This window comes from Agrobacterium sp. SORGH_AS_0745, assembly GCF_030818995.1.
Classification (GTDB): domain Bacteria; phylum Pseudomonadota; class Alphaproteobacteria; order Rhizobiales; family Rhizobiaceae; genus Agrobacterium; species Agrobacterium tumefaciens.
In genome coordinates this window covers 390001-402917 of sequence record NZ_JAUTBI010000003.1, presented here as the reverse complement: position 1 = coordinate 402917, position 12917 = coordinate 390001, and the positions used below count along the sequence as shown (strand labels likewise).

Genomic DNA, 12917 nt, shown 5'->3' with positions numbered 1-12917 from the left:
GGAATATGGTTCTGCCGCCTCGGCGCTTCTTACCGTCGCTTTCACTTCTTGCGGCCTTTGAAGCCGCCTCGCGCACCGGCAGCGTGACCGCGGCTGCGAGAGAACTCGGGCTTACTCAAGGCGCGGTCAGCCGGCAGATCCTCGCGCTTGAGGAGCAGCTTGGCGTGGCGCTGTTTCTGCGCGAGCGGCAGACAATCCGGCTCACCCGGGCGGGGGAGGGTTATGCGCGGGAAATCCGGGAGGCCCTGCGGCGAATATCGACCGCGTCGCTCAATCTGCGCGCCAATCCGGATGGCGGCACGCTCAATCTCGGTGTTTTGCCAAGCTTTGGTACGCGCTGGCTGGTGCCGCGTCTTCCCGATTTCATTGCCCGACATCCGGGCGTTTCGGTCAATCTTCTTACGCGTTCATCGCTGTTCGATTTCCGTACCGATACAGTCGATGCGGCGATCCATTTCGGTTTGCCGCATTGGCCGGGTACCGAACTCGTTTTTCTGATGCATGAAACAGTCATTCCGGTGTGCAGTCCCGCTTTCAGGGAGCGCTACGGGCTTTCACAGCCGGGCGATCTGCTGCATGTGCCGCTGCTGCACATGACGACCCGGCCGGACGCCTGGGAACAATGGTTTCGCAGCCATGATGTGGTTTTCGACAATGTGCATGGCATGCTTTTCGATCAGTTCACGACGATTGCCGAGGCGGCGAGCGCCGGGGTGGGGGCATCGCTCGTTCCGTCCTTCATGATCGGGGAGGAGTTGCGAAGCGGCCGGCTTGTCGCGGCGGTTACCGGCGAGGTGGAGAGCGAAGAGGCCTATTATCTCGCCTGCATGCCCGATCGCGCCGGTTACGCTCCGCTTGAAAGTTTTCGAAGCTGGATCGTTTCTCAGGCCGCGATCGGGGCTGGTAGCAGCGGATGAGACTTTTCTGCCTAAACCGGCAGGCGGTCTTGCAAGACCGGCGCGGCTAAGCCAATAGTGCGCCATGACGCATGGCAAAGAGCCACGCACCACAAGTTCCAATACGGGAGATGTCCGTGAAGCCCATTTTTGTCCAGCTTCAATGCGAGCCCGGCAAGACCTATGATGTCGCCGATGCCATCTATAAAACGGAGCTGGTTTCCGAGCTTTATTCCACCAGCGGCGAATATGATCTGATGCTGAAGATCTATCTTCCGCAGGAAGAGGATATCGGCAAGTTCATCAACCAGAACATCGTCAATATTCCAGGCATCGTCCGCTCGTTGACGACACTGACCTTTACCGCGTTCTGACGCGCGTCTGGGCGGCGAGAGAGTCTTTTCAGCCCTGGGATCTGGGCTGGCTGGGTTCCTCTGACAAGCACAGAAACGAGGAGAGGTGGGAGCTCTAGGAGCGCGTGGCTTTTGCACTCCAATCCGGATTTGAAAAAGCTATTTCACCTTAGTGCAGGGCGTATTGATACACCCCGTCGTGGTTTATGACAGACCAGTGGACGAATTGTCAGGCAATAGAAAAGCGCGCCATCGACCCGGTATTCTGGATCCGATATTGGGCGCGCTTTGGTTTTGAAAGGTCCGTGAGCGGGTGATGGGTTTCCCGCATCAGGCCGCGGCCAGGTTCCGGCTGCGCACGAGATTGCGAATTGCAATCCGCACATCGTCGGCGCTGTCGAACTTCTGTTCGTCCAGGTCGTGGACGTGGAACTTCACCGCGATGAACTTCAGCCGGTCGTTGTCCGGTATGACGATGCCGACGGGTTCGCCAGCGAATTCAATAACTTGCTTTTGCATAGGTATACTCCCGCTGTGGCTCATTAACACAGCATGTTGTCGAACTGATTTTCAGAAAATTGAGACCGTCAGGTCACATTCGACAGCAGCGGGAACACGTGGATTTAAATCCAGCATTCCAGGACTCAAGACCAAGGATTGCGTTGATGCGAATATATTTTGACATGACACACTCCCTGTATTGGTGTTGATCCGGAATCAGGAGACTCGCTCTCCAGTTCCACACTGATAATCCAGACCACCATTAAAATCAATGCTGATTGTTATAGGTAGAATATTTTTCTTTATGATGACAGGAGGGGGGCGGAAATGTGAAATTTTTGTTTTCGTTCGACGCCGCTTTGAAAAGCCCGGCACGGCGGGCTTTTTATGCTTTTTTTAATCGTCGCCGGATGCAGGCGGCGGGTAAATATGATCGTTTCCGTTGAAGTCCGAGACGGAGTAGCAGCCATCGCGGGTTTTTTCGGCCGCATTCGGGCCGATCGTGGCCTTGCCGTGACCGCCCGGAATGTCGAGAACGTAGGTCGGCTGGCAAAGACCGGAGACATGCCCGCGCAAGGCGGAAACGATTCGCTGACCTTCTTCTATCGTCAGCCGGAAATGGCTGGTGCCGGGCGCTAGGTCGGGGTGGTGCAGGTAGTAAGGCTTGATACGGTTCTCGACAAAGGCGCGCATCAGTTCGGCGAGAATTGCCGAATCATCGTTGATGCCCTTCAAAAGCACGGTCTGGCTGACCATGGCGATGCCGGCATCGATCAGCCGCGCGCAAGCACTTCTGGCTGCTTGCCCAAGTTCGCGTGCGTGGTTGGCGTGCAGGGCCACATAGGTGGTTTTGCCGCTAGCCTTCAATGCCTCGATCAGCGGCCCGTCGATTCGTTCGGGATCGACGACCGGTACACGGGTGTGGAAGCGAACGATCTTGACGTGCGGTACGTCTTTCAGCCGCGTCATCAGGTCGGACAATCGCCGCGCCGAGAGCACCAGCGGATCGCCGCCGGTGAGGATGACCTCCCAGATGGCCGGGTTGGCTTTTATATAGTCGAATGCGGCGTCCAGCTCTTCCGGGCTCATCATGCCGTTGCCTTGCGGCCCGACCATTTCGCGGCGGAAACAGAAACGGCAATAGACGGGGCAGACATGCACCGCCTTCAAAAGCACCCGGTCCGGATAACGGTGGACGATGCCATGGACGGGACTATGTGCACCGTCGCCGATCGGATCGTCCCGTTCTTCGGGAAGGTGGACGAGTTCGGCTAGGTCCGGCACGAATTGCCGCGCGATGGGGTCCTGCGGATCGCCGCTGTCCATCAGATCGGCCATTGTCGCTGTGATGGCTAACGCGTAACGCTGCGTCACCGCGCGCACGTCCTCGAGCGCCTCGGTCTTGATCAACCCCGCCTCAACAAGTGCTTCGGGTGTCTTGATGGTTTCAAGCCTTGTCATCGTCCGTATTCCGCGACGGGTGCCCACATGACCAGATCGATTCGGGGCGCGCCGGTTGCCAGCATCACTAGTCGGTCGAAACCGAGTGCTATGCCGCTTGCCGGCGGCATGATCGCCAGCGCCGCCAGAAAATCCTCGTCCAAAGGATAGGTCTCGCCGTAAACCCGCTGCTTCTCAACCATCTCCATTTCGAAACGCCGTCTCTGCTCAGTAGCGTCGGTCAATTCGCCAAAGGCATTGGCAAGTTCCACGCCACACGCATAAAGCTCGAACCGTTCCGCCACCCGCGCATCCCCAGGCGATTTGCGGGCAAGCGCAGCCTCGCTTGTGGGGTATTCATCGAGAATGGTGGCGCGGCCGAAGCCCAGTTCTGGTTCCACCCGCTCCACGATAACGCGGCTGAACATATCCGCCCAGGTGTCGTCCTTAGCCACACGAATTCCGGCATTGGTGAGGCTCGCGGCAAGGTGCTGGCTATCCGTCTCGCCGTTTCGGTCAATCGTCGCCAGAAGATCAATTCCCGCATAGCGATCGAAGGCTTCCGCGACGCTCAGACGTTCCGGTTCGAGGAACGGATCGACGCTGCGGCCACGATAGGTGAAATTGTTTGTTTTGGCGGTTTCCGCCGCCAGCGCCAGAAGATTGGCGCTGTCCTTCATCAGGATCTCGTAGGTTTCTCCTACCCTATACCATTCCAGCATCGTGAATTCTGGGTGGTGCAGGGGGCCTCTTTCCCGGTTTCGATAAACATGGGCGAAACAGAAAATGCGTTCTTCACCGGCCGCGAGCAATTTCTTGCAGGCGAATTCGGGCGAGGTGTGGAGATAGAGCGGAGCGGCGTCGCCGGCCGGCGTCAGTCCCTGGGTGGCGAAGGCATGCAGATGTGCCTCGTTGCCAGGAGAAATCTGCAATGTGGCGGTGTCGACCTCTAGAAAGTCCGCGCGCGCGAAATAGCTGCGAAATTCCGACTGGATCGCGTTGCGTCCAAGCAGAAAGGCGCGGCGGTCGGCATGGACGTCGGGCGTCCACCAGGGCGACATTGTCTCGTTGCTTGAGCCCATCTCTTTTTTCTTTTCCGTCTTACCTGCTGGCCTTGTTACGGATAAACGGCCCGCAAAACGCCTGATCGCATCATTTAAAGCAATTCCGGGCGGAAAACCGCTAGGCACTCTTCCGCGAATTGCTGTAGAAGGCTGGCAATTCGCGCGGATTTAAGGTAGTTGCGCCCCAGAAAAAAGACAAAACGTCTGCCGGGCCGGTGCTATCGCGCAGTCCTTTACGACGCATTTCATCGAGTTACAAGGAAGTCATATGGTCAAGGTTATCGCCTCATCCGTCCGCAAGGGCAATGTTCTCGACGTGGACGGCAAGCTCTACGTTGTTCTCACCGCGCAGAACTTTCACCCGGGCAAGGGCACGCCGGTCACGCAGGTTGACATGCGCCGCATCGTTGACGGCGTGAAGGTCTCCGAGCGCTGGCGCACGACCGAACAGGTTGAGCGTGCTTTCGTCGAAGACCTGAACTTCCAGTTCCTTTATGAAGATGGCGAAGGCTTCCACTTCATGAACCCGGCAAACTACGATCAGGTCGTTGTCGATGTCGAGACGATGGGCGACCAGAAGGCCTATCTGCAGGAAGGCATGACCTGCGTTCTTTCCATTCACGAAGGCAATCCGCTGGCTGTCGAACTGCCGCGCCACGTCACGCTGGAAATCGTCGAAACGGAACCGGTTGTGAAGGGCCAGACGGCTTCTTCTTCCTACAAGCCGGCAATTCTTTCCAACGGCATCCGCACCATGGTGCCGCCGCACATCGACGCCGGTATCCGCGTGGTCATCGCGACGGAAGACAATTCCTACGTCGAGCGCGCCAAGAACTGAGCCTGACGGCAGGTTAAACAAAAAGCACCGGGCGACCGGTGCTTTTTTGTGTCTGGAATACAAAAAAAGCCCGCGTCTCGACGCGGGCTTTTCATTTGCCTTGAGGCGTTTCTTACATGCCCTTTGCAGCGACCACGGTTGGGCCAGCGGACTTCTTCGGGACAGGCTGGCCAACGGCATAACCGCCGCCGAGAGCCACGTTGAGCGATACATAATCCTGCGCGGTCGTCTGGATCGCCGTTGCAAGGTTTGCCTGCGCATCGGAGACCGACCGCTGGGCATCCAGAACGTCGAGCAGAGACGACGCACCGTCACGATAGCTGGCTGTCGAGAGCTGCAGCGCTTCCTGGTAGGATGAGACAGTCTTTCTCAGCGCGTCGACGGTACGCTGGTCGCGATTGATGGCGGCCAGGGCGTTTTCGACTTCTTCAACCGCGTTGAGAACGGTTGCCTTCCAGACGAGATATTGCTCGCGTGCTTGCGAGTTCGCGATGTCGACATTGGCGCGCAGTCTGCCACCATCGAGGATCGGGAGAGTGAGGCTCGGACCGAAGGACCAGCTATTGGCCGTTCCCCTGCCGCCGCCACTCAGGAAATTGTAGCTCGGGGTGATCGCGCCACCAAGCTCGATGCTTGGATAAAGCTGTGCCTCGGTTACACCGATCGTGGCGACCGCAGCGGCGAGATTGCGTTCAGCGACGCGGATGTCCGGACGGTTGCGGATCAGGTCGGCCGGGATGCCGGTGCGGGGAACAGCGCGCGCAACAGGCTGGCGTGCGCCCTTCTGCAGCTCGGTGATGAGCGACGAGGCCGGCATGCCGAGCAGGGTCGCGATGCGGTGGGCTGACTTGCGGAAGCTGGTTTCGAGGCCGGGTATCTGCGACAGCGTTGAATTGACCAGACCTTCGGACTGGACGACATCGAGACGCGAGGCCGCACCCGCTTCGAGCTGCAGCTTCGTCAGATCTAGCGTTTCGCGGCGTGAACTCAGGTTCTGGCGGGCAATCGCCAGGCGCTCCTGATAATAGCGCACGTCGATATAGGCCGCGGCGACTGAGGAAATCAGCGTCAGGCGCTGAACGTCGACGGTGGAGTACGCGGCGTCAAGCGACGCATCGGCGCTTTCCGTTGCCCGGCGATAGCGACCGAAAAGGTCGAGGAACCAGGAAATGCTAAGGCTGCCGTTGGACACGTTGGTGACGGGAACGTCACGGTAGCTGCCCTTGGTCTCGCTGGTCGTGTGGCTGCCACTGCCTGTCAGGCTCGGCAGGCCGCCGGCGCCGTCCACGATCACCTGGGCCTGCGCCTGATTGATGCGCTCGATTGCCTGCATCACGGTGAGGTTCTGCGCAAGGCCGGTGGAGACGTAACCGTTCAGGCGGTTGTCGTTAAAGGCCGTCCACCATGCAACGCTGCTGATGTCGCCATTACTGGTTTTTCCGGCTTCCGCGAACTTTCCCGGCAATTGAATTTCCGGCGTCTTGTGGTCGGGTCCGACAACGCAGCCCGAAAGCAGTAGCATTGTCAGGGGAATAGTAGCGCGAATAGACAGCATATAATTTTCCCAATTCTCTGGTTGGCTTACCAAGCGCGGCTTGCTGACAAATGGGCTGCGCGGTCGATATGCCCTAGAAACGTGCGTTTGCCAAATCGGCCATATTTCTAGCAGCGTATTAACGGTTGGCACAGCCCATTTTTGTTTTGTTAACGCCTTGAAAGGCGACGAATGATGACGAAAAAGGACGGAACGAAGAAAATTCCGAGCAGTGTTGCAGAAAGCATACCACCCAGCACCCCGATACCGATTGCATTTTGTGCAGCGGAACCCGCTCCGGTTGCGATCGCGAGAGGCACGACGCCGAGGATGAAGGCGAGCGACGTCATGATGATCGGACGCAGGCGCAGCTTCGCCGCCTCCAGTGCCGCTTCCACCAGACTTAACCCGTGCTCCTGCCTCTCCTTGGCGAATTCAACGATCAGGATCGCGTTTTTCGCGGCAAGGCCGATGGTCGTCAGCAGGCCCACCTTGAAGTAGACGTCGTTCGTCTGGCCGAAGAAATGGGCCGCAGTCAAAGCGCCGAGGACACCCACCGGGACAGCCAGAATAACCGAGAACGGGATCGACCAGCTTTCATAAAGGGCAGCCAGGCAAAGGAACACGATGAGAACCGACAGCGCGTACAGCATGGGCGCCTGCGAGCCGGAAAGGCGTTCCTGATAGGAGATGCCCTGCCATGCCACGGTGTAACCGCCTGGCATGCTTGCCGTCAGACGTTCCATCTCGTCCATGGCTTCGCCGGAAGCAACGCCTGCGCCGGCGGTGCCTTCAAGCGAAATCGCGCCCGTACCGTTGTAGCGTGCCAGTGACGGCGGCGCGTTGATCCACTTCACCTCGCTGAAGGAGGAGAAAGGTACCATTTCGCCGCTGGTGTTGCGGGCATACCAGAACTTCAGGTCGTCCGGCTGCATGCGATAGGGTGCATCGCCCTGAACATAGACCGGCTTGAGCTCACCGTTCAGGGTGAAGTCGTTGACATCCCGGCCGGCAAAGATCGTCGACAGCATCAGGTTCACGGAGGAAAGATCGACGCCCATGGCCCCCATCTTTTCCTGATCGAGAATGATCTTCATCTGCGTTTCGTTGTCCTGACTGTCGCTTCGCAGAGAGCTGATCTTTGGATTGCTTGTTGCAAGCGCAATCAGGTCCTTGGAGGTTGCGGTCAGAGCGTCGGTGCCGTTGCGGCCGCTATCCACGAGATACATGGAGAAACCGCTCGACGTGCCCATGCCCTGAATTGCCGGCGGCAAAAGCGGGAATACCTGTGCATCGCGGAAGCCGAAGAACGTACCCATTGCCCGCTGCACAATGGCGGCGGCGTGTTGATCGGGTGCGGTTCGCTCGGAAAAGTCCTTAAGCTTGGTGAAGACGATCGCGTTGTTCTGACCCGAACCGCTGAAGCTGAATCCAAGCACGCCGAAAACCGATTCGACATTGGCTGCTTCTTTTTCACGGAAGTAGCTTTCGACCTGTTTTACCACCTCGTTGGTGCGTTCGATGTTCGAACCGGTCGGTGTCTGGATGATCGTCAGCAGCACGCCCTGATCTTCCTGTGGGAGGAAGGAGCTTGGCAGTTTGGTGAAGAACCAGGCGCAGCCGCCGACGACGATCAGGAAAAGAATCGTCACGCGCAGGGGCCGCTTCAGCAGATAGCCGATCGACGAGACATAGCCGTCCGTCGTCTTGCCGAAGCCGCGGTTGAACCAGGCACCCGGTCCACGCTGCTTTTTGGTATGGTCGATGGGCTTCAGCATTGTGGCGCACAGCGCCGGCGTCAGAACGATGGCGACCACCGCCGAAAGCAGCATGGCCGAAACGATCGTGATCGAGAACTGGCGATAGATGATACCAGTCGATCCGCCAAAGAAGGCCATGGGAATAAACACGGCGGTCAGGACGAGCGCGATGCCGATGATGGCGCCTGTTATCTCGCCCATCGATTTTTCCGTCGCCTCGACCGGCGACAGGCCCTCTTCCGACATGATGCGCTCGACGTTTTCAACAACGACGATGGCGTCATCCACGAGAAGGCCGATCGCCAGAACCATGGCGAACATGGTCAGCGTGTTGATAGAATATCCGGTGACTGCGAGGATGCCGAACGTGCCGAGGAGCACGACGGGCACGGCGATCATCGGAATGAAGGTGGCGCGCAGGTTTTGCAGGAAGACCAGCAGCACGACGAAGACGAGGATGATCGCCTCGATCAGCGTATGCACCACTTTCTCGATCGACAGCTTCACGAAGGGTGTCGTGTCGTAGGGATATTCGATCGAGACGCCTGCAGGCAGCGAGCCCTCAACGGCGGTAAGTGCGGACTTGACACGTGCTGCAGTATCGAGCGCGTTGGCGCCCGTGGCGAGGTTGACCGCGAAACCGGCGGAAGGACGGCCGTTCGAGCGGGAATCACCGCCATAGGTTTCCTGGCCGATTTCGATGCGGGCCACGTCGCTCAGGCGAACGGTTGCGCCGTCCTTCTCAACCTTCAATATGACCGATTCGAAATCGGCGACGGTGGTGAGCTGGCTCTGCGCCGTCACCGTCACATTGAGCTGCTGGCCCTGGACGGCGGGAACGGCACCGAGGGAGCCGACCGAAACCTGGGTGTTCTGGCTTTCGATGGCGCCGGTGACGTCAGCCGTGGTCAGCTGGTATTTGTTGAGCTTGAACGGGTCGAGCCAGATGCGCATCGCATATTCGGAACCGAAGACGTTGATGCTGCCCACGCCTTCAAGGCGCTTGATCTGGTCTTCAACGCGCGAGGAGAACACGTCGCCGAGATCGGCCGAATTGCGCTTGCCGTCCGTCGATATCAGCGCACCCACCATCAGAATGCTCGATGTGGAGCGGCTGACCTGAATACCGCGCTGCTGCACGGTGTCGGGCAATTGCGACTGCACGAGCTGCAGCTTGTTCTGCACCTGAACCTGCGCGATGTCAGGCAGGATGCTGTTGCCGAAGGTCAGCGTCACTTCGGCGCTGCCTGTCGAGGAAGACGAGGTCATATAGGTGAGGTCGTCGAGGCCGGTCATGCCGTCCTCAATGATGGTCGTCACCGATTTTTCGACCGTCTCCGCGCTAGCGCCGTTATAGGTTGCGCTGACGCGGACCGTCGTTGGGGCAATATCGGGATATTGCGAGATGGAGAGCGTCACAATTGCCAGAGCGCCGCCCAGCATGATGACGATGGCGATAACCCATGCAAAAACGGGGCGCCTGATAAAGAAATGGGCCATGGCAGTCCTGCCTTACCTTTTACGAGCTTCGACCGAGGGTTTCGTGCTCATGTTTATTTCGAGGGGGCGGCGGCAGGCGGAGCTTGCTGCGGCAGAACGACGATACCGCGATCGTCGATGGTCACTTCCACGGGCGCGACCGTCGCGCTGTCGGCAATCCACTGGAAGCCGTCAACGATGAGCTTGTCGCCATCCTTGACGTTTTCCGTCACCAGCCAGGCATTGCCCGACTGCTGGCTGGACGGGAAGGTGCGCGTTTCCACCTTGTTTTCCGCGGTGACAAATTTTGCGGTCAGTTCGCCATTGGCGTTCCGGCTCGCTGCGCGCTGCGGGATGCGGAAACCCGTTTCCTTACCGATGGTCAGCGTTGCGCGAACATAGGTGCCGGGAAGCAGAAGATCGTCCGGGTTATCGAAGAGAGCACGGATGGAGAAGGTGCCCGTGGTTTCGCTCACCGCCATGTCCGACATGTCGATCTTGCCGTCATGCTTGTATTCGGTGCCGTCTTCCAGCGTCAGGTGAATGCCGGTTTCCTTGGTATCGCCGCCGAGCTGGCCCGAAGAGATCGCCTTTTTCAGACGCAGAAGATTGATGCTGGATTCCATCAGATCGATGTAGATCGGATCGATGCGGCGCAGCGTCGTCAAAGCCGTCGTCTGGTTTGCCGTCACCACGTTGCCGATGCTGAAAGCGGTAGCGCTGGTGATGCCATCGAAAGGCGCGCGGACCTTGGTGAGATCGAGATTGATCTCAGCCGTTTCCAGCGCAGCCTTGGCCTGGGCCACGTCGGCTTCGGCCTGAAGCAGCGTCACCTTGGCGTTTTCATATTCGATCTGCGTTGCGCCGCTGTTGACCAGCCGCTCGTAGCGGGCAAGGTTCGCCTGGGCGCTCGGAACGCTTGCTTCGGCTTTCGCCACGCTTGCCTTGGCCTGTGCCACTTCTGCCAGATAGGTGTTGTCTTCAATCTGGTAGAGAATGTCACCCTGCTTGACCTCGCTGCCTTCCTTGAAGGGAATGTCGCGGATGATGCCGGTGACGCGCGGGCGGATTTCCGCCGTCTGGAACGCGCTTGCGCGGCCGGGAAGAACGGTGGTCAGGGGATATTCGCTCGTCTTCATCACAATGATGCTGACCGGAGACGGGGGACGCGCGGCGCCCTGGCCGGCGGTCTGGCTGCTTTCGCCGCCATCGCTGCATCCCGCGAGAACTGCGGTCATGCACAGAGAAGCAAATAGGGGTAAAATACGTCGGCTCATTGTTCTTCCCTGCGTATCGGTCGCATTCAACTATAAGCGCAGTGTCGCTCGGCGGATGCTGGTCCGGGTGCAGGGACGATGGGTGAAGGCCCTATGGGGACCTTCTTCGTTCAATCTGCTCGGACCGCCATTCGCATAGAAGCGCAGGCTTTCACGCTTCGCAAGCAATTGCGAGAAGGTGACGTAAGTTGAGAATCGTCACTTAGCAAGCGGATTGCGCAATCCTGCCTCGATTAAATCAACCAGTTGATCGCAACGTGTTGCTAAATTGCCGATATCTTCCCGTGCGATGAGGACGGGATGGATGACGCTCGCGAGTGCGTGGAGAACGGTTTCCGCCAGAGGCGGTATGTCGGCGGGGGCGTAAATTCCCTTATCCACGCCATCGCGAATAATGTCGGCCACCAGGTTTGCGATGACGGATTTGTAATAGTCACCGCACTTCATGTCCTGCTTGGCCGTCATCAGGATCATTTCGAATATATAGGGATTGTCGTTGAGGTTCTGATGGTGTTGTTCCATCAGGGTGCGGGCGAGATGGCGCAGCCTTGAAACTGGTGCATGACTTTTATCGAGCGGGTGGATTTCCCGCTCGAAGGCACCGATCTGCTCAAACCCGATGGCATCGACGAGCGCATTCTTCGAATTGAAGTTCTTGAAGACGTTCGCGGGCGACATGCCGAGTGCTGCGGCGATATCGGCAATCGCCACTGCATTGAACCCGCGCTCGCGAAAAAGTTCTTCGGCTTTGGCAAGAATGTCCCGCCGCGTCTCTTCGGCGGAACGGCGAGGCCGGCGCTTGACAGGAACGTCGTTCTTCCTGTCACCCTTTCTCGCCTGTTCGATCGTTTTGCTCAAGGTCAGACTCCGGGGAAAAATTGCTCCAGGTTCCGGCGTACTCTTGCCAGCGGCGTCTCACCGCTATCGTCGGGAACGAAGCTTTGTCCGGTGATGCGTTCGTATGCATCAATATATACCCTTGACGTCTGCAATACGAGTTCCTGCGGAATTTCCGGAACGTCGTCCTTATAGGGATCGCAGCGTTCGGCAACCCAGGCTCTCACGAAATCCTTGTCGAAGCTTGCCGGCCGTGCGCCGTTGCGGAAGCTCTCTTCATAGGTTTCAGCCATCCAGTAGCGGCTGCTGTCAGGCGTGTGGATTTCGTCGGCCAGAATGATCGTGCCGTTTTCATCGGTGCCGAATTCGTATTTCGTATCGACGAGGATGAGGCCCTGCTTTGCGGCAATCTCCTTTCCGCGCTTGAACAGTGCGAGCGCATAACGGGAAAGCGTGTCCCATTGCTCCTGCGTCAGAAGTTTCTTCTCCACTATCTCGGCCGGCGTCAACGGCTCGTCGTGACCACCATCGAAGGCCTTGCTCGTCGGCGTGATCACCGGCTCGGGCAAGATCTGGTTGTCCTTCATCCCGTCCGGCAGGCTCATGCCGTACATCTGTCTCTGGCCTTTCTTATAAAGGGTCAGGATCGATGTGCCGGTGGTGCCGGCTAGATAACCGCGAACCACCACTTCGACCGGCAATATTTCAAGCCTCTTGCCGATGACGACATTCGGATCGGGATAGCTGACCACGTGGTTGGGGCAGATATCCTTCGTCTGCTCGAACCAGTAGCGTGCCGTCTGGGTCAATACCTGCCCCTTATAAGGAACACAGGTGAGGATGCGGTCGAATGCGCTGAGGCGATCGGTTGATATGATAATGCGGTTGCCGTCGGGCAGATCGTAATTTTCACGCACCTTGCCACGGTAGTAATTCGG

General features: G+C 58.3%; 11 protein-coding genes (1 of these 11 running past the window's edge). 3 read left to right on the top strand and 8 right to left on the bottom strand.

The features are described from left to right. The first annotated feature begins 5 nt into the window (after window positions 1-5). Both QE432_RS11835 and QE432_RS11830 read left to right on the top strand, forming a co-directional pair. The gene (locus tag QE432_RS11835) at window positions 6-917 is read left to right on the top strand and encodes a LysR family transcriptional regulator (protein WP_111782615.1); all 912 of its coding nucleotides are present in this window, start codon (window positions 6-8) and stop codon (window positions 915-917) included. 116 nt (window positions 918-1033) lie between these two features. Then, window positions 1034-1270 (top strand): Lrp/AsnC ligand binding domain-containing protein, encoded by a 237-nt coding sequence (locus QE432_RS11830; protein WP_003516842.1) that lies wholly within the window; start codon window positions 1034-1036, stop codon window positions 1268-1270. A 309-nt stretch (window positions 1271-1579) separates the two neighbouring features. Here the strand turns inward: QE432_RS11830 and QE432_RS11825 are convergent, their stop codons facing one another. The 3 genes from QE432_RS11825 to epmA form a co-directional block, all read right to left on the bottom strand. Continuing rightward, a complete protein-coding gene (locus QE432_RS11825) occupies window positions 1580-1768 on the bottom strand; it encodes a hypothetical protein (protein WP_003516843.1) in 189 nt (62 codons plus the stop codon). 378 nt (window positions 1769-2146) lie between these two features. After that, complete coding sequence (locus QE432_RS11820; RefSeq protein ID WP_113291876.1) at window positions 2147-3211, bottom strand: lysine-2,3-aminomutase-like protein; 1065 nt, start codon at window positions 3209-3211, stop codon at window positions 2147-2149. Further along, a complete protein-coding gene (epmA, locus tag QE432_RS11815; protein ID WP_113291877.1) occupies window positions 3208-4272 on the bottom strand; it encodes an EF-P lysine aminoacylase EpmA in 1065 nt (354 codons plus the stop codon). The genes QE432_RS11820 and epmA overlap by 4 nt, the downstream gene beginning before the upstream one ends. A 250-nt stretch (window positions 4273-4522) precedes the next feature. Between epmA and efp the strand changes: the two genes are divergently transcribed. Next, the gene (gene efp / locus QE432_RS11810) at window positions 4523-5092 is read left to right on the top strand and encodes an elongation factor P (protein ID WP_003516849.1); all 570 of its coding nucleotides are present in this window, start codon (window positions 4523-4525) and stop codon (window positions 5090-5092) included. A gap of 112 nt (window positions 5093-5204) precedes the next feature. Here efp and QE432_RS11805 read toward each other — a convergent pair whose 3' ends face one another. From QE432_RS11805 to QE432_RS11785, 5 genes are all read right to left on the bottom strand, one after another. After that, window positions 5205-6647: an efflux transporter outer membrane subunit gene (locus QE432_RS11805; RefSeq protein ID WP_306624352.1), complete on the bottom strand. Its 1443-nt coding sequence runs from the start codon at window positions 6645-6647 to the stop codon at window positions 5205-5207. Window positions 6648-6796: 149 nt separating this feature from the next. After that, window positions 6797-9886 (bottom strand): efflux RND transporter permease subunit, encoded by a 3090-nt coding sequence (locus QE432_RS11800; protein ID WP_003516853.1) that lies wholly within the window; start codon window positions 9884-9886, stop codon window positions 6797-6799. 53 nt (window positions 9887-9939) lie between these two features. After that, window positions 9940-11142 carry an efflux RND transporter periplasmic adaptor subunit gene (locus QE432_RS11795; protein ID WP_111796508.1) on the bottom strand — a complete coding sequence of 401 codons (1203 nt, stop codon included), beginning with the start codon at window positions 11140-11142 and terminating at the stop codon, window positions 9940-9942. Window positions 11143-11340: 198 nt separating this feature from the next. Continuing rightward, window positions 11341-12000, bottom strand: a complete 660-nt coding sequence (locus QE432_RS11790; RefSeq protein ID WP_013636828.1) for a TetR family transcriptional regulator — start codon at window positions 11998-12000, stop codon at window positions 11341-11343. A gap of 2 nt (window positions 12001-12002) precedes the next feature. Then, window positions 12003-12917 carry the 3' portion of a phosphoribosylaminoimidazolesuccinocarboxamide synthase gene (locus tag QE432_RS11785; RefSeq protein WP_113048317.1) on the bottom strand. Its footprint extends 36 nt past the window's final position, so only the last 915 of its 951 coding nucleotides appear in the window; the start codon falls outside the window, past its right edge; the stop codon is at window positions 12003-12005.